We start from the raw sequence: 15,644 nt of genomic DNA on the forward strand, positions 1-15,644 counted from the left end.
TCAGCCTTCCTTTCTGTTTATCTTACCTGTTCTTATCCTGTACACGCTGTCATACTTACTCTTTCCAATGCAGATGGTGCAGCTGCCCCCGCATGGTCATCTTCTCAAAACCGTTCTGTCTAAGCGCCTCATACAGCACAATCGACACCGAGTTTGACAGGTTCAGCGAACGTATGTCTCCCCACATGGGAATCCTCACACACTGCTCCTGATTCTCCAGAAGAATATCCTCCGGAATTCCAGCGCTCTCTTTCCCGAACATCAGGAAACAGTCCGGCTCATACTCCACATCTGAATAAACATGAAGCCCCTTCGTCGTAGCCATATAAATCTTTGCTCCCGGATTCCTGTCCAGGAAATCCTGGTAATCACAGTAAACCGTCACATCCAGCTTATCCCAGTAGTCCAGTCCGGCCCTCTTGATCAGCTTGTCATTCAGTTTAAATCCCAGCGGCTCGATGAGATGAAGCTTCGTCCCCGTGGCCACACAGGTTCTTCCGATATTGCCGGTATTGGCCGGCATCTCTGGTTCCAGTAATACAACGTTCATAATGATTCTATGCCTTTCCGTCCAGTCTCTTTACAAAGCGTTCCATACGTCCCAGCGCCTCTTTTAAGCTCTTTAAGGAGTATGCATAGGAAACACGCAGATATCCCTCGCCGCAGTCGCCGAACGCCGTTCCGGGAACGACGGCCACCTTCTCCTCCTGGAGAAGCCTTGTAGCGAACTCATCGGAGGTCATGCCGAAACGCTTAATGCTGGGGAATGCGTAAAATGCGCCGTTTGGCTCAAAGCATTCCAGTCCCATCTCCTTAAACGCGTTCATGAGAAAACGGCGTCTCTGGTCGTATGACTCTCTCATCATCTGCACGTCCTTGTCCCCGTCCCGCAGAGCCGCGATGGCAGCGTACTGGCTGGTGGTCGGCGCGCACATGATGGCGAACTGGTGAATCTTCAACATCTGTTCCAGAATAACAGCCGGTGCGGCCAGATAGCCGAGACGCCAGCCCGTCATGGCATAAGCCTTTGAAAATCCGTTAATCAGCACGGTACGCTCTTTAAGGCCCGGGAAGGAGGCGATGGTGGTATGCTCCATTCCATACGTCAGCTCCCCGTATATCTCATCTGTCAGTACAAAAAGATCCTTCTCGATGACGATCTCCGCGATAACAGCCAGCTCCTCCGCTGTCATTACCGCGCCGGTTGGATTGTTCGGGAACGGCAGAACGAGAATCTTAGACTTCGGGGTGATATACGAAAGCAGTTTTTCCTTTGTCAGCTTAAAGTTATCCTTTTCCTCCAGCGGAATCGGAACCGGCACACCGCCCGCCAGAATGGTGCACGGCACATAGGAGACGAAACAGGGCTGCGGAATCAGCACTTCGTCGCCCGGATCCAGCATAGCGCGCAGAGCCACGTCAATGGCTTCGCTGCCGCCCACCGTCACCAACACCTCATGGTCCGGATCGTATGTAACATCAAAGCGTCTCTTTAAGTAGCTGCTGATCTCAACCTTCAATTCCCTCAAACCGGCGTTGGACGTATAGAATGTGCGCCCTTTCTCCAGAGAATAGATTCCCTCTTCCCTGATATGCCACGGAGTCTCGAAGTCCGGCTCACCGACGCCCAGGGAGATCGCGTCCTTCATTTCACTTACAATGTCAAAAAATTTACGGATTCCTGATGGCGGAATTTCTACGATTTTTTCAGATAATGGGTTTCTCACGGGGTAATCAACATCCTTTCATCCTGCGTCTCTTCAGCGAGTACGGTGCCATGATCCTTGTATTTTTTAAGTACAAAGTGAGTTGCTGTGCTTAATACGGAATCCATCGGGGAGAGCTTCTCCGAGACAAACTGCGCTACCTGTCTCATGGTCCTTCCCTCGATAAACACGGTAAAGTCATACGCGCCTGACATCAGATAAACCGCTTCCACCTCGCTGTACTGATAGATGCGCTCCGCAATCTTGTCGAATCCCATGCCTCTCTGCGGTGTTACCTTAACTTCGATTAAGGCAACCACTTTTTCATCACTGGTATTGTCCCAGTTAATCAGGGTATGGTAACCGCAGATGATATGCTCTTTTTCCATCTCGGCGATCTCATTGGCGACCGCGGCCTCACTTTCCCCTAAAAGAACCGCCAGATCCTTCAAGTCGATTCTGCTGTTTTTTTCAATAACCGCCAATATCTTCTCTCTCATAACCTTACCTCCTGATTAAAATGATTTATTATAATGATTGCTTATAATACTTTATGAATCTCATCCTCCGCGGGCCGGTCTAAGTAACCGGAGCTTTCTCCGTGGCGGATGATTCTTCCGATTCCTTCCGTCACCCGTCCAATCACCGCGGCGTGGATTCCTTCCCGTTCCAGGGCCAGAACCATCTCACCGCCGTTGTCTGTGACAAAGAGCAGGCAGCCATCCGAATAAAGCCGGTACGGGTTTAAATCGTACCGCTCACAGACCTCAATTGTCTCCTGTTTGACAGGAATCTGGCGCAGTGAAAATTCGATGCCCGTCATGTATGCCCCGGATAAATTCCAGAGGGCGGAAAGTATTCCGCCCTCCCCTGCCGGTTCACACTCCGTGGCTCCCAATGCTTTCCACCGTTCCAGATTCCCACTCAGTGTTCCATCTTCATTTTCCATAATCCGGTCTAAGTAGCCTTTTGTAAACCACTGAAGCAGCTCTTCGCGCTTCTGCCTCACGATCGCAATCGTACCGGCATATCCCGCGTACCCTGCCACCACCAGATTCTGCCCCGGCCGCATAAGGCCGGTGTTATCTCTTTCAATCTTTCTCATACCGGACTCCCGTTACCCGGCAGGAGCCGGATCAACTGCTTCAGGTACTGGTACAGGGGCTGCCGCTGCTTCTGGCGCCGGAGATGGATCTGGAGCCGGAGGCGGACTCTGCGTCCCTGCTTCCGGCAGAGTCACGCCCGGTCCTCCGTCCTCGCCTTCCACCGGTGCCGGCGGCGTCTCTGGTGTCGGTGTCTCCACCGGCACTGTCGTCTCCTCCGGAAGCGGTACCGTCACAGCAGGAGCTGCCGGACCGACCTTCACAATCGCCTTGGACGCATTATATGTGTCTGTATGCAGAATCTCCTTGCTCTGCTCTACTCCGTCAATATAGACGTATTTCCACAGTCTGGACTTATAGCCCCTGTGAGCGGACTGCACCTGTTTTCTGGCGCCCGGCGCCATGGTCGGATCCACCTCTTCCTTTGGCGGTCCCGGATCCACCGTTCCAAGGGTCTCGGACACAAACTTAAATGTCCGGTTGGCAGGTCTCGTCTCTTTCCCATAGATGGTAAAGGTCAGCGTTTTCCCTGACGTATAGCCCTCCACGTAAATCGGAGTGCCGTAGTTATTCGTAATCTTCAAATCCTTATAAGTACCGGCGATAGCCGCGTCCTCCGAGGGTTTTACATACGTAACGATCATCGAGTGGTTCTGTCTCTGCGTAATCTCCAGTTCTGCGCGGAGAGACGCGTTGTAAAGCGTCGTGGAAATCTGGCATACGCCGCCTCCCACACTGTCAACCACCTGACCGTTTTCATAAGCGGCCGCAGTGGCATAGCCGTTGGCTGTCGTAAACGGATGCATGCATTCGTAACCGGACAGCGTCTCGCCCGGCATCAGCACATGGCCATTGATCTTGCCCGCTCCCACCCGTAGATTGGTGGCACGGGAATTACCGCTGCTGGAGAAATCCGTGGAAAAGGTTCCCAACACATCCTGAATCGTTGAAAGCGCTTCCGTTGTAATGTTGGGCTGAGCCTCCGTCACTGCTGCAGTCACTGTCACCGGTTCCTTAAGGCCTCCGGAGATCGCCTCATCGAGGGCTGCTTTCGTCGCCCCTGCATCCACACTCTTTCCAACCACGGCGGGAGTTACGACAAACGCCCCATTCTCTCTCGTGATCGACGCATCCTTTGGCTCTGCTACGACAGAAGCACATTTTTCCTCTACGAATGCCGCCACCTTACCATCGTCAAAAGCTGTCTCCAATGGAATAACGACATGGTTATGTTCGATGTCTTTCAAGTTTAAATAACGGTGGATTAAATTCCCTCCTGTTACGGATGCCGCGGCCTGGTTTACTGCGTCGGTATTGGACCAGTGAAAGCCCAGTTCCTTCGCCGTAGTATCCACGGACTCTCCATCCACTACCAGCGTAATCTTCTGATTCTCCATCTCGCCCACAAGGCTCTGGATCTTTTCGCTGGCTTCCTCTTCTGTCATTCCCCCCAGACTGTATTCTCCTACATAGAGACCCTCCGGAAGGGTATCAGCCCGCGACGGTGCCGGAAAGGCCAATGTAAGTCCCACCGCCAGCGCCATGGCCGCAAGGCCTGTTGCCAAGTTTTCGTTTTTCATAATCATTCCTCAATTTTCAAGTTGCTGCCTGCTGCTTCCTTCTCCTAGCGGACCAGCATCATCGGCAGTACCATAGCTACGATCAGCAGAATTACCACTGCGATAAGGACTATGGAAACTACCTTCCTGTTTTTTTTATCGTTAAAGTTAATCATGATATTCACCTCTCTTATATTCTTCCGTACTGTGCTATGATTTTATCCGTAATTCTGGAGATTTCATTGCGGGTTAAGTGGTCAATTTGCACAGTTAAGCCTATTTTATGATATTTTATTAAATCCTGCAAGTGTTCTTTTTGCCTTTTTGAGGCTGGCTGCTCCTTTTTTACCCTATAAATAAGATTTTCTTCGGAAAATACGTCCGGGCGCTCCTTTCCGTACCTCTTTTTCATCGCCTGATAAAGCTGGTGCGCCGCCATGGCGTCAGCCATGGCGCGGTGCGTTTCCTTCTGTTCCACCCCAAACCACCCGCAGGCCGCCTTTAAATTCTTCTTCTCATCCTCCGGCATAAACAGCCGGGCAAGTGTCAGCGTATCGATACCGGCCCTGGCAAATTCTTCTCCCTGATTGACCGCCGCCCTCTTTAAGAAACTGTAATCGAAAATAATCCGGTGCCCCAGAAGCGGCAGTTCCCCTGCAAAGTTCAAAAAGCCGGGAAGCACCGCATCGATTCCCCGCGCATCTGCGACATCCCGGTCACGGATTCCCGTCAGTGACTTCGTCCTCGCCTCCAGCAGACGGTACGGGTTTACAAACGACTCAAAATCCGCCGTTATCTCGCCCGCCTCGACCCGCACAGCCCCTATTTCTATAATTTTATCCCGTTTCGGATCCAGCCCTGTCGTCTCCAAATCCACTGCCACATAGGAATTTACCATCTTATCCCCCTACTGATCCGCACTGGGACAGTACTCCCGAAGGAAGCATTCCTTACACTTCGGGCTTCGCGCAAAACAGATACTCCGTCCCAGCGTGATAATCTGGATATTCCAGAGAATCCAGTGCTCTTTCGGCAGTACCTTCATAAGCTCCATCTCGATCTTCTCCGGATCCTCCGCCTTCGCAAATCCCAGCTTTCTGGATATCCGCTTTACATGAGTATCCACCACGATACTCGGCTCATTGTAAATATTTCCCCGGATGACGTTCGCCGTCTTCCTGCCCACGCCCGCCAGGCTGGTCAGTTCCTCCATGGTTCCCGGCACCTCGCCGCCAAACCGCGTAACCAGATCCCGGCAGCAGGAGATAATATTCTTCGCCTTCATGTGGTAAAAGCCGATGGAGTGGATATCATTCTCCAGCTCCTTTAAATCCGCATTCGCAAATTTCTCTATGGAATCATACTTTTTAAATAAATCCGCCGTCACGATATTTACTCTGGCGTCCGTGCACTGCGCACTCATAATAACCGCAATCAACAGCTGCCACGGGGTCTCGTGGTTCAAATAGCAGACGTATTCCGTTCCGTATTCCTGGTCAAGGGCCGCCAGCACATGATCCACACGCGCCTTAAGTTCCGCTTTTGTCTCTCTCTTTGCCATATTCATCTCCTTTTTGCATCAATACACGGTCAGTTAAAGAAATCCTCAATTACATAAGCCGCCGCATTATAGCTCAGTGGATCCCGTTTCCTATAGTCAAACAGCACCGCGGTCTTCCCCGCAAATACCTCAAGATGAGCCATTTTAATCAGCTGTCTCGCCTCAAAGCCCTCGTATCCGTCGCTTAAATAGCGGTGCTTCACCGCCTCTTCTGCGAAGAATTCCCGCACCTGCTCCTTGAACGGAGTCTGATCTTCAGCGAAATCCGGGCGGCTCTTTAAATTCTCCCTGAGATACAGGTCATATACCATGAGCCGTCTGTACACTGCCGCTTTCCCCGGAATGTGTTCCGCCACAAAGCCGTCTAAAATCTCATATCTTGCCATACGGCTGTGGCTGGCCCCCGTCAGCGTGTGCGTCTCATAATACTCCGCCAGATCAGAGAACAAGTCAAAGGTTGTATTAAATTCCTTCACCAGTTCCTTCATGGTGACGGTAAACTGTCCGCTGTTCTTATAGACCTCCACCATCTCTTCCACGCCCTTTAGTTTAAGCAGGCTCCCATAATCGAGCCATTTCGTGCCCAGCACCTCGTAGGGCTGCTTAGCGCTGTAGACCAGGCCGTAGGCTTTTGCATTTTCAGCCATAAAAGAACCCTTCAGGACCTTTAAAAAGCCCAGCTGCAGCTGATCCGGCTTCATCTCATAGACCTCGTTAAAGGAATTCCGGAAGCTCTCATAGCCCTCGTAAGGCAGACCCGCGATCAGATCGAGGTGGCAGTGGATATTGCCAAACCCGTGTATGCGTTCCACCACCGATTTGAGGCGGTTTAAATCCGTCTTCCGCCTGATCTCGCGGATGGTATCCGGATTCGTACTCTGTACGCCGATTTCCAGCTGAATTAATCCGGGACGCATCCCCGCCATCAGCTCCAGTTCCTCCTCATCGAGCAGATCCGCGGATATCTCAAAATGGAAGTTTGTCACCCCATTATCATGCTCTGTAATGTGGCGCCAGATCTCCATGGTATGCTTCTTGCTGCAGTTAAAGGTTCTGTCCACAAACTTCACCTGGGGAACCCTGCGCTCCAAAAAGAAATCCAGTTCCCGTTTCACCAGCTCCATGCTTCGGAACCTGACCGACTTGTCCAGAGAGGATAAACAGTAGCTGCAGGAAAACGGGCACCCCCTGCTGCTCTCATAATAAACAATCTTATGCTCAAAATCATCTAAATCTTCATACGGAAATGGAATAGCGCTCATGTCCACCGCTTTTTTCAGGGGCCGGATAACCGGCTCCCCCTTCTCATTCCGGCAGGCCACTCCGTCGATCGAAGAAAAATCCCTCCTGCCGTCCGCGTAAAGCTTAAGCACCTCCAGAAAGGTTTCCTCCCCTTCTCCCATCATAATACCGGTAACTCCCGGCTCCCTCCGAAGGACATCTGCCGCATCATAAGAAACCTCAGGACCTCCCAGCCAGATCTCCACTTCGGGGAGAACTAACGGAAGGTCCCGCACCAGCTCCATAACCCAGGATATATTCCAGATATAGCAGGAGAAGCCGACCATATCCGGCTTTCTTAAGTAGATGTCCTTTAAGATATCCCCCATCTGGTTGTTGATCGTATACTCTCCCAGCTCCACCGAGATTTCCCGCTTCCTTAAGGCGTCAGAGGGATCGCGCTCCATCTGTCTCTCCGCATAGGCCTTCAGGCTGTAAATCCCGGGGTTGGAATGAATATATTTGGCATTCAGCGCCGCTAGCAAAAACTTCATAGTTAATCTAAACCTCGATTTCTATCTTCCGGCCTGTCGGCTGATACTGGTAATACCGCACCCCCGCCGCGTTCAGCATGCGCTTGGAGGCATTGACCGCCGGCGTCCCGTCGTACTTATCACTGCCGTAGACGATCGTCTTGATTCCCGACTGGATGATGGCCTTTGCACATTCATTGCACGGAAACAGCGTGACATACAGCTTGGATCCCTCCAGACTGCCGCCTCTGTAGTTTAAGATGGCATTTAACTCGCTGTGGGTGGAGTAAAAATATTTTGCGTTATACGGATCGTCCTTCTCGTGTTCCTTTCCCCAGGGAAATTCATCGTCGGAGCAGCCCTTCGGAAATCCATTGTATCCCATGGACAGGATCTTGTTGTCCTGGCTTACGATACACGCTCCCACCTGTGTGCTGGGGTCCTTGGAACGCTTTCCGGATAAAATGGCAACTCCCATAAAATATTCATCCCATGTAATATAATCTTCTCTCTTCTCAGTCACTGACATGATCTCCTCCTTGTAATGAGCACTTAGCGGACGTCTTTTGGCCGCTTACGTGCGATACATGTCACTGGCACTTAGTGAGGTCTTTTCGAGCTTAGTGCAGTGACTTTAATCATATGGTATCCCGCCGCCTTCTTCAGACGGTTCATAATCGCCTGTCCCAGATGGTCGGCCGAAAAACTCTCTGAATAGATGTAATCCGCCTCCAGATCATCAAATTCCCTTAAAACAGCGTATAAATTATGGGCAATGGTCTCCTCCCTGGCGCGCAGCCCCAGGCTTCTCACCATGCCATCCGGGTACAGCTCCATGGTCTCGTCCGTGCAGATAATTCCCACGCGGTACCCCGCCTCCAGCTTCTTCCCTGCCAGATGGTTGATGGTGCGGACCACATCGGCGGGCGTCCCCTCAACCAGGGTCAAATCAGCCTTCGGCGCATAGTGCTTATACTTCATCCCAGGCGCCTTGGGCTTCACATCGGCGTTCATCGGGCCGTCACCGGTAATCGCCGGATCGAGGCCGATCTCCATGCCCAGCACCTCGCCGGCCATCTCCTGTGTGATGGCTCCCGGGCGCAGAATCACCGGATACTCCCCGGACACATCGATAATCGTGGATTCTACACCGATTCCCACAGGTCCGCCATCCACGATCATGTCGATCTTTCCGTTCATGTCCTGCCATACGTGATCCGCCGTCGTAGGGCTGGGCCGTCCAGACGTATTGGCGCTGGGGGCCGCTACCGGTACACCGGCAAGACGTATGAGCGTCATGGCCACCGGATCGCTGGGCATGCGGACCGCCACGGTATCCAGACCTCCTGTCGTGCCGTATGGAACGGCGTCACTCTTAGGAAATATCAAGGTCAGCGGCCCCGGCCAGAATGCCTCCATCAGCTTCCCCGCCGCCGCCGGAATCTCCGCCACCAGGGGCTTCAAATCAGAAAAATCCGCGATATGTGCAATCAGCGGATTGTCCGAAGGTCTTCCTTTTGCTGCGTAAATCTTCTTTGCCGCTTCCTCATCGAGGGCATTTGCCCCGAGCCCATACACGGTCTCTGTGGGAAATGCCACCAGACCGCCCTCCCTTAAAATCTCCGCTGCTCTCTCCAGCTTTCCCGCATCTATCCTGTGCGTATCTTCTATTATAATTCGTTCCGTAACCATCTTTCTACGCTCTCTTTTCTCCAGTACTGCGCTGCGTAATTAACGGTGAATAGCGGGTGCTATATTCACTGTTAATTGCGCAATGCAGTACTGGCTTCTCTCAGACAGGGGCTTTCCCCCTGCATACTTACTGCTTATCATAGCACAACCCTAAGTCGCATGCAACTTTTTACTTGACTTTACAGCTTTGGTTCAAATTTACTTTTTACTGCAATTCATCCTTGTAATACTTGCGGAATCTCTGTAATAATGATACCATAAAAGGGATATTATACCGGGAGGACAATGAAATGGCACTCATCATACCAGAAAACTATGACCCCCATCTCACCGTACGTGAGACGCAGGAGGCCATCAAATACATACGTGACACCTTTCAGAAGGAATTTGGAAGGGAAATGAACCTGGAGAGAATCTCCGCCCCCCTCTTCGTAGAGAAGAGCAGCGGTTTGAACGACAACCTAAACGGCGTAGAGCGCCCCGTCCAGTTTGACATAGCTGGAATTCCGGGCGAAACCGTCGAAGTCGTACACTCTCTTGCAAAATGGAAACGAATGGCTCTTCACGAATACGGCTTTCTGCCGGGCGAGGGCCTCTATACAAACATGAACGCGATACGGCGCGACGAGGACCTGGATAATCTTCATTCCTGCTATGTAGACCAGTGGGACTGGGAAAAGGTTATTACGAAAGAGGACCGCACCATCAAAACATTAAAAGAGACGGTCCGCACTATTTTCAAGATTATCAAGCACATGCAGCATGAGGTCTGGTATAAGTACCCGAACGCTGTCAACCATCTTCCAAAGGAGATCACCTTCATCACGTCCCAGGAGCTTGAGGACCGTTATCCCGACAAGACTCCGAAGGAGCGGGAGAATTTAATCACCAAAGAGTACGGCTGCGTCTTTTTAATGCAGATCGGTGATAAGCTGGCCAGCGGCGAGCCCCACGACGGGAGAGCCCCTGACTACGATGACTGGCAGTTAAACGGAGATATTCTCTTCTGGTTCGAGAACTTAAACTGCGCCCTGGAGATCTCCAGCATGGGCATCCGTGTAGATGAGAAATCCCTGGAAGATCAGCTCCAGAAGGCGGGCTGCGAGGACCGCCGTTCTCTGCCCTACCACCGCATGCTCTTAGAGGGACAGCTGCCTTACACCATCGGCGGCGGTATCGGCCAGTCCCGTCTGTGCATGCTTCTCCTAAACCGCGCCCATGTAGGCGAGGTACAGGCAAGCATCTGGCCAAACGACATGATCGAGGAGTGCCGGCAGCATAAGATATTCCTGCTGTAACCGGATACATACGCTTTCACTCCCTGCCAAACAGGAAGAGCGGGCGACAAGGAAGGAAATTGGCTCACGGATATAATGGAGTCTCCTTCCGGTTGCCAGCCCTTCTTTTTTTTGGAGCCATATTTCCAGGCTCTAAAACAGGGCTTGTGTCAAAAAACCTCTCCGCTGAATATTATGATATTGTAAGTAAATATTTTAGGGGCGTAATTTTATCATGAATCTACAGGGACAAGATTTAGAAGTATTGAAAGAAGAGGTATTAAGATCTCTTGAAGGAAAATCCGACTATGAGAAACTCGAACTGTTACGAAAAAATTTTAATATTGATTGGGACATGCCCAGATGTGGAGAGCGCAGATCGTGCAAAACGTGGTATGCTCAGGTTTTCACTTATTGCAGTACAAGCGAGTTAGAGGAAGAACTGAATTTTTTCTTATTCCTGATCAACCTTTTTGGCCGTATCTTCGGTTTTTGCTTCAACCATGAGAGTACCGTATATTTGGGCTGTATCTGCCCATGTGGAAATAAACAGACCATCTTGTATTATACAATTGCATTTAGAGACTGATCCTTTTCCGTCATTGGACACACATTTAAAGCGGGTTCAAACTATCTGAACCCGCTCTTTTCCATGACCAATTTCAATTACCATTATCTTCCGTTCAAATACTCCATAATCCCCATTTATTTTTTGGTGGAATTTAGTTTGCATTTACTATCATATATAGTCCTTAAAAAACGCTGTAAAATCAAGGGTTTATGAGAGTTTTTAACTTTTTTAGGCATATAATTACATGAGTAATCTTATAGCTAAATTTTTTTAGCGTAGACAAATGGTAGACAAAAAATCGGATATTTTAACGATTGAATAATCATTAGGAGACAGGGCGGAGCTAATGGGGTGGCTACCGCCCTGCTGATATGAGCATACTTATTTAACAGTTTGCAGACTGCGTTGTGACGAATTCACATACAAATGCCGCTCTGGTAGTGGGGGATTGTGCAAACCAGGGCGGCCGTAAGAAGGGTTGACACACAAATTATATCACTTTATACAAATAAATCAATATTATTATTGTCAATTTATCAACAAATTCATATAAAAATACGGCCCGCCAAAATGGCTAGGCCGTAAATTAGAAAAGCAAAAACACAGTGATTATAGCACGCGTATTTCATTCTGTAAAGAAGGAATTTAAGGGTACCCATTTACTGATCACCTATACATGAATTACACACAAAAACCGCCCAGTGTATGGGGATACTGAGCGGCTTTGCATGAATACTCTTCTGATACGCCAGAAAAATATATGAAATAATACGAGCGAATTTATTATATCATTTCTGAGATCTCCTGGTAAGAGGTGTGTTAAAAAAATCGACGGTCGTGAAGCCCCCTTAGAAGTAAGGAGTCCCAAGCGGACCGCCCTTTTCTTACCACTCAAACTGGCGGCTGAATCTTCAGCCGTGAGATTCCTACAGCGCTTCAATAAACTTTTTTACGCCCTGATATATCTCCTTGTATGGCAGCCCCTCCGCCATCAGCGTAGCCAGATGCAGCTCCACCACCGTTTCCAGTGATTTTAAGTGCATCAGCGTCCTCTGGTCTGCCTTGTCCCTCCCGCCGCTCTCTATGCCTAATCTGCGGTTTATGAGCTTGGTCAGTGACACATAATATCTGTCTGCGTGCTGGCTGCCCTGTGCCCTCGCGTACTCTACAAAGAGCTTAATCTGATCTGTTTCGGCCTTGCGTACCTCTTTGGTCTCCTGACGGATTCCCAGCCACTTTGCATCTTTTTCAGTGGCGATGTAGTAGCCGTTCTTTTTGATAGACAGGATCGTATCGTAAACCCAGTCGTTGAAATCGTCTGCTATTGGCTGTGCTGATCTACGACATATTTCATAAATTCCTCGTTCTACATACAGATACATGTCAGAATTAGGGTCTATATGCCTGGACCCTCCCTCAATTTGAGACCCCCTTACGATTACACTAAATCTGTCCATTCTTTTGTTATTTCTATTATGGACGTTTTCAATACCTTTACTTGGATTCTTGTATTTAAGCGCATATCCGATCTGCGTTCTGCTCATGAAGATATCGCCTGTTTCATTTACGTAAAAATCACATTTTGTTCCCAAGAAATCTCCCTGTTTAACAAGTCTCAGTTTCATAAAATATACCTTCCTTTCAATTTAAAAAGCCCCGGGATTCCTCCCAGAGCTTCAGTTTCATTATTATTCTATTGTTTGCTATTCCACCCGCTGCACCTCAAGATTGCCTTGTGCAAGATTGTTCGTTACCATCAGCGCCCCATACGTCGCCATATCCGCTTTGGACGGATTAAGCATGTACGCAAGGCCACCAATGACCGCATACCCCGTGACCATATTCCCGGCATCGTCCACATAAAACCACTTATTCTTATATTTTACCCAGCGCGCTTTCTGGAGTTCGCCATTAACCGTAAAGTGCCAGTTCCCTGCGCCGTCCTCGAAACTCTTCACTTCATCTTCCTGGCCGCGGATCCGCAGGCAAAAGTCCGTCCATAACTCCGGGCTGTCCATCATCTTACGCGGGCACCACTTTCGTTTGGCATCGTAGTGCCGGATCACCCGATCTGCAGGGATCCCCGTCTCCTGTATCAGATGTCGTACCAGATCCACGCAGTTAAGCCGCGCCTTATCATAGTTGCTGTCCGGATTAACACAAATCTCAATGTTAATCGTATTGTTGTTATTGACTCCAGCCACCAGCGGCGTACCGTACTGCTTGCCGACAGCCCATGCTCCGTCTGTATGGTTGAGTGTCTGGTAGATTGCTACATCATCAACGTAATAATGGACCGAGGTAGACAGGTTGTTATTGTTGTGCGCTTTGGCATGATTTGCGGCGCCGGCGCCACGGTTGAAATTGTCAGTCTCATGGATTACGATGTACTTTGGGTGATTCTGACTTGCATAGCAATTGATCTGTTTAATCTGTTTCGTAATAGGTAACATAATCGTCCTCCTTAAAAGAAAAAGGCCCAGGATCTCTCCCAGGCCCCAAAATCTTGTGACGTCACAAGTTGTGATATTACAACTTTTTGCGATCTCGCAACAGCTCCAGCTCTCACCCTGCCGGCGGGAGTTTCGACCGTCGAAACTATTTCTCACCCGTATCTGCTCCGGCGCTGATAAGCTTTTCTGTGATCGCCAGGCCCCTGATCAGGAACTCTGGAACGTTGATACCATACTCCACCAGATTTTCCAGAATGCTGCGGATCTCATTAACCAGCAGCGTAGCCAGGGTAAACCATCCGAGCAGCGCCAGGAAGCTTAAATTTATACCTAAGAGGTCCTGTCCCAGGTGGATAAACAATTCCGGAATCATGAATGCCACCAGGACGATAATCCAGTATCCTACCTTCTTAACAATTCCTACAATCCCGATACTGCTCGACTCCTTATGCGTCTTCCTGGCCTTTGCCCAGCCTGTTATGTAGTCCAGTGCATTACAAAGTAAATATCCAGCAAAGACGTACCAATACACTCCGAAGATCGCTGTCAACACGGTTACTGCTGCTCCTACAACTGCATTATATTTATCGATAAATTTCATAGCTCATCTCCTCACTTTCTTCTATATCATTTTATACTTCGGTTTCTCCTCGCCCCACCACCAGTACCGCAGCCAGTCGTCCAGGACGATCCCGGCCAGGCTTACCGGCAGCCACAGAAGGCAATACTGCGGGCAGATCTGACCAAGTATATTACCAGGCAGCCCGTTGTAATTCCACACATTCCAGCCCAGCCATAGGTTGACCGCACAACCGGTCAGGAACTCCAGTACTGTGATGATACCAGTGCCGATCAGGATCTGCTTCCACAGCGCCATGCGCCACGGCAGGATCTCATTGATCAGCCCCAGGCAGATAAAGCAAGTCCCGCCCAGTAAAAACATGGTCCAGTGGCTCCGGCCGCGCCAGACCATCTCCAGCACTACATACAACAGACCGCCGGTGTACATTAATGCAAAATACTTACGCATAATCCTTATCATCTTCGGCACCTCCCGCCATAGCAGCGATCTGCGCCAGGTATGACTGCAGCACCTCTGACTGGTATGCCGGCGGGACATCTGCACCGTAAAAAATGGCCTGTACCTCCTCCGCAGCCTGGCAGCCAGCGATCCACATATTAATCGCGTTACAGTAGGTCGTGTGGTAGCTTACGTGCCACATAGCAGCCGTGATAATAGCCTGCATATCTGTCGCGCTATAAAAACGACATGGCCGGCCGTCTGCATGGTACTCAATCTGAGCAGCGCCAGAGGTTACCTGAATCTGCTTACCGAAGAGATTAAGCTGGTCTTCGATCGTCAACGCGAAATGATCGCTTGTGCCGTCTGATAACGGGACATTAACGCCCTGATAGATAATCTGTTGACAAGCTTCGGATATTTCCCGGCGTTTTGCGGCCTGCAGCTCCTCCAGTGTCGGAACATATGGCTCCGGCGGTTCTCCCGGTCCCTCTGGCGTCTCAGGCGCTGTATAGACACTTCCATCATTACTGAGATACACTGTCTGTCCCTCGTCACGATACAGAGTCTCATATCCTGTGATCGTAGTAGCTTCTGTTCCGTCGTCCGTATAGATGGTAATATCCCCCCATACAGATGGCATGGTATCTGGAAATACAAGCTGCATGACATTTTCGGATACCGGACGGATCGTTTCGATCTCAAAAAGAGTCTCCTGATTTCCAATTCTGATTTTTTCCATAATTTTACTTCCTTTCTTGATTTTTTGTATATAAAAAGGCCCTTTAAGGGCCAGAATTTTCATTTTTATGGTGTTGACTAAATGATATAGTGATTTAGGTGTGTTTAAAAACAGTTTTGACACGGCTTTAGTAGATATTACTCCATACAAAGTATCTAGTATTGTGGGTACAACATCTATATGTTATCTCCAGAAATACGGGAGG

General features: G+C 49.7%; 17 protein-coding genes. 1 reads left to right on the forward strand and 16 read right to left on the reverse strand.

The window, feature by feature from the left end:
- Positions 1 to 55: 55 nt before the first annotated feature.
- The 11 genes from trmL to H8S75_RS17310 form a co-directional block, all read right to left on the reverse strand.
- Complete coding sequence (trmL, locus tag H8S75_RS17260) at positions 56 to 553, reverse strand: tRNA (uridine(34)/cytosine(34)/5-carboxymethylaminomethyluridine(34)-2'-O)-methyltransferase TrmL (RefSeq protein ID WP_187022725.1); 498 nt, start codon at positions 551 to 553, stop codon at positions 56 to 58.
- A gap of 4 nt (positions 554 to 557) precedes the next feature.
- The gene (locus H8S75_RS17265; protein WP_187022704.1) at positions 558 to 1,727 is read right to left on the reverse strand and encodes an aminotransferase class I/II-fold pyridoxal phosphate-dependent enzyme; all 1,170 of its coding nucleotides are present in this window, start codon (positions 1,725 to 1,727) and stop codon (positions 558 to 560) included.
- On the reverse strand, positions 1,724 to 2,206 hold the full coding sequence (locus tag H8S75_RS17270) for an Lrp/AsnC family transcriptional regulator (RefSeq protein WP_187022705.1): 483 nt from the start codon (positions 2,204 to 2,206) through the stop codon (positions 1,724 to 1,726). Before H8S75_RS17270 ends, H8S75_RS17265 begins: the two co-directional genes overlap by 4 nt.
- Positions 2,207 to 2,247: 41 nt before the next feature.
- Positions 2,248 to 2,811, reverse strand: a complete 564-nt coding sequence (locus tag H8S75_RS17275; protein ID WP_002601952.1) for an AIR synthase-related protein — start codon at positions 2,809 to 2,811, stop codon at positions 2,248 to 2,250.
- A gap of 12 nt (positions 2,812 to 2,823) precedes the next feature.
- Positions 2,824 to 4,389 (reverse strand): VanW family protein, encoded by a 1,566-nt coding sequence (locus tag H8S75_RS17280; protein WP_187022706.1) that lies wholly within the window; start codon positions 4,387 to 4,389, stop codon positions 2,824 to 2,826.
- A gap of 44 nt (positions 4,390 to 4,433) precedes the next feature.
- Complete coding sequence (locus H8S75_RS17285) at positions 4,434 to 4,544, reverse strand: hypothetical protein (RefSeq protein WP_002601954.1); 111 nt, start codon at positions 4,542 to 4,544, stop codon at positions 4,434 to 4,436.
- A 14-nt stretch (positions 4,545 to 4,558) separates the two neighbouring features.
- Positions 4,559 to 5,266 carry a 3'-5' exonuclease gene (locus H8S75_RS17290; RefSeq protein WP_002601955.1) on the reverse strand — a complete coding sequence of 236 codons (708 nt, stop codon included), beginning with the start codon at positions 5,264 to 5,266 and terminating at the stop codon, positions 4,559 to 4,561.
- 9 nt (positions 5,267 to 5,275) lie between these two features.
- Positions 5,276 to 5,929 carry an endonuclease III gene (gene nth / locus H8S75_RS17295; RefSeq protein ID WP_187022707.1) on the reverse strand — a complete coding sequence of 218 codons (654 nt, stop codon included), beginning with the start codon at positions 5,927 to 5,929 and terminating at the stop codon, positions 5,276 to 5,278.
- A 29-nt stretch (positions 5,930 to 5,958) separates the two neighbouring features.
- Complete coding sequence (locus H8S75_RS17300; protein ID WP_187022708.1) at positions 5,959 to 7,704, reverse strand: B12-binding domain-containing radical SAM protein; 1,746 nt, start codon at positions 7,702 to 7,704, stop codon at positions 5,959 to 5,961.
- Positions 7,705 to 7,711: 7 nt separating this feature from the next.
- Positions 7,712 to 8,206 (reverse strand): deoxycytidylate deaminase, encoded by a 495-nt coding sequence (locus H8S75_RS17305; protein WP_025529060.1) that lies wholly within the window; start codon positions 8,204 to 8,206, stop codon positions 7,712 to 7,714.
- A 77-nt stretch (positions 8,207 to 8,283) separates the two neighbouring features.
- Positions 8,284 to 9,375, reverse strand: a complete 1,092-nt coding sequence (locus H8S75_RS17310; protein WP_187022709.1) for an L-threonylcarbamoyladenylate synthase — start codon at positions 9,373 to 9,375, stop codon at positions 8,284 to 8,286.
- A 290-nt stretch (positions 9,376 to 9,665) separates the two neighbouring features.
- Between H8S75_RS17310 and asnA the strand changes: the two genes are divergently transcribed.
- On the forward strand, positions 9,666 to 10,673 hold the full coding sequence (gene asnA, locus H8S75_RS17315) for an aspartate--ammonia ligase (protein WP_187022710.1): 1,008 nt from the start codon (positions 9,666 to 9,668) through the stop codon (positions 10,671 to 10,673).
- Positions 10,674 to 12,149: 1,476 nt separating this feature from the next.
- Here the strand turns inward: asnA and H8S75_RS17320 are convergent.
- The 5 genes from H8S75_RS17320 to H8S75_RS17340 all read right to left on the reverse strand — a co-directional run bounded on the left by H8S75_RS17320 (position 12,150) and on the right by H8S75_RS17340 (position 15,439).
- Positions 12,150 to 12,848: a BRO family protein gene (locus H8S75_RS17320; protein WP_118042606.1), complete on the reverse strand. Its 699-nt coding sequence runs from the start codon at positions 12,846 to 12,848 to the stop codon at positions 12,150 to 12,152.
- Positions 12,849 to 12,926: 78 nt separating this feature from the next.
- Complete coding sequence (locus H8S75_RS17325) at positions 12,927 to 13,676, reverse strand: peptidoglycan recognition protein family protein (protein WP_187022711.1); 750 nt, start codon at positions 13,674 to 13,676, stop codon at positions 12,927 to 12,929.
- Positions 13,677 to 13,821: 145 nt separating this feature from the next.
- On the reverse strand, positions 13,822 to 14,277 hold the full coding sequence (locus H8S75_RS17330) for a phage holin family protein (RefSeq protein WP_187022712.1): 456 nt from the start codon (positions 14,275 to 14,277) through the stop codon (positions 13,822 to 13,824).
- Between the two features lie 21 nt (positions 14,278 to 14,298).
- The gene (locus tag H8S75_RS17335) at positions 14,299 to 14,718 is read right to left on the reverse strand and encodes a putative ABC transporter permease (protein ID WP_187022713.1); all 420 of its coding nucleotides are present in this window, start codon (positions 14,716 to 14,718) and stop codon (positions 14,299 to 14,301) included.
- Positions 14,699 to 15,439 carry a DUF4376 domain-containing protein gene (locus H8S75_RS17340; protein ID WP_187022714.1) on the reverse strand — a complete coding sequence of 247 codons (741 nt, stop codon included), beginning with the start codon at positions 15,437 to 15,439 and terminating at the stop codon, positions 14,699 to 14,701. The genes H8S75_RS17335 and H8S75_RS17340 overlap by 20 nt, the downstream gene beginning before the upstream one ends.
- Between the last annotated feature and the right edge of the window lie 205 nt (positions 15,440 to 15,644).

The sequence above is a fragment of the Hungatella hominis genome (genome assembly GCF_014288005.1).
GTDB classification, from domain to species: domain Bacteria; phylum Bacillota; class Clostridia; order Lachnospirales; family Lachnospiraceae; genus Hungatella; species Hungatella effluvii.

Bases quoted from the DNA above. Each gene is read 5' to 3' on its own strand.
- H8S75_RS17270 (WP_187022705.1), bottom strand. From the start codon at position 2,206: ATGAGAGAGAAGATATTGGCGGTTATTGAAAAAAACAGCAGAATCGAC.
- H8S75_RS17275 (WP_002601952.1), bottom strand. From the start codon at position 2,811: ATGAGAAAGATTGAAAGAGATAACACCGGCCTTATGCGGCCGGGGCAG.
- H8S75_RS17280 (WP_187022706.1), bottom strand. From the start codon at position 4,389: ATGAAAAACGAAAACTTGGCAACAGGCCTTGCGGCCATGGCGCTGGCG.
- H8S75_RS17285 (WP_002601954.1), bottom strand. From the start codon at position 4,544: ATGATTAACTTTAACGATAAAAAAAACAGGAAGGTAGTTTCCATAGTC.
- H8S75_RS17290 (WP_002601955.1), bottom strand. From the start codon at position 5,266: ATGGTAAATTCCTATGTGGCAGTGGATTTGGAGACGACAGGGCTGGAT.
- nth (WP_187022707.1), bottom strand. From the start codon at position 5,929: ATGGCAAAGAGAGAGACAAAAGCGGAACTTAAGGCGCGTGTGGATCAT.
- H8S75_RS17300 (WP_187022708.1), bottom strand. From the start codon at position 7,704: ATGAAGTTTTTGCTAGCGGCGCTGAATGCCAAATATATTCATTCCAAC.
- H8S75_RS17310 (WP_187022709.1), bottom strand. From the start codon at position 9,375: ATGGTTACGGAACGAATTATAATAGAAGATACGCACAGGATAGATGCG.
- asnA (WP_187022710.1), top strand. From the start codon at position 9,666: ATGGCACTCATCATACCAGAAAACTATGACCCCCATCTCACCGTACGT.
- H8S75_RS17320 (WP_118042606.1), bottom strand. From the start codon at position 12,848: ATGAAACTGAGACTTGTTAAACAGGGAGATTTCTTGGGAACAAAATGT.
- H8S75_RS17325 (WP_187022711.1), bottom strand. From the start codon at position 13,676: ATGTTACCTATTACGAAACAGATTAAACAGATCAATTGCTATGCAAGT.
- H8S75_RS17330 (WP_187022712.1), bottom strand. From the start codon at position 14,277: ATGAAATTTATCGATAAATATAATGCAGTTGTAGGAGCAGCAGTAACC.
- H8S75_RS17335 (WP_187022713.1), bottom strand. From the start codon at position 14,718: ATGATAAGGATTATGCGTAAGTATTTTGCATTAATGTACACCGGCGGT.
- H8S75_RS17340 (WP_187022714.1), bottom strand. From the start codon at position 15,439: ATGGAAAAAATCAGAATTGGAAATCAGGAGACTCTTTTTGAGATCGAA.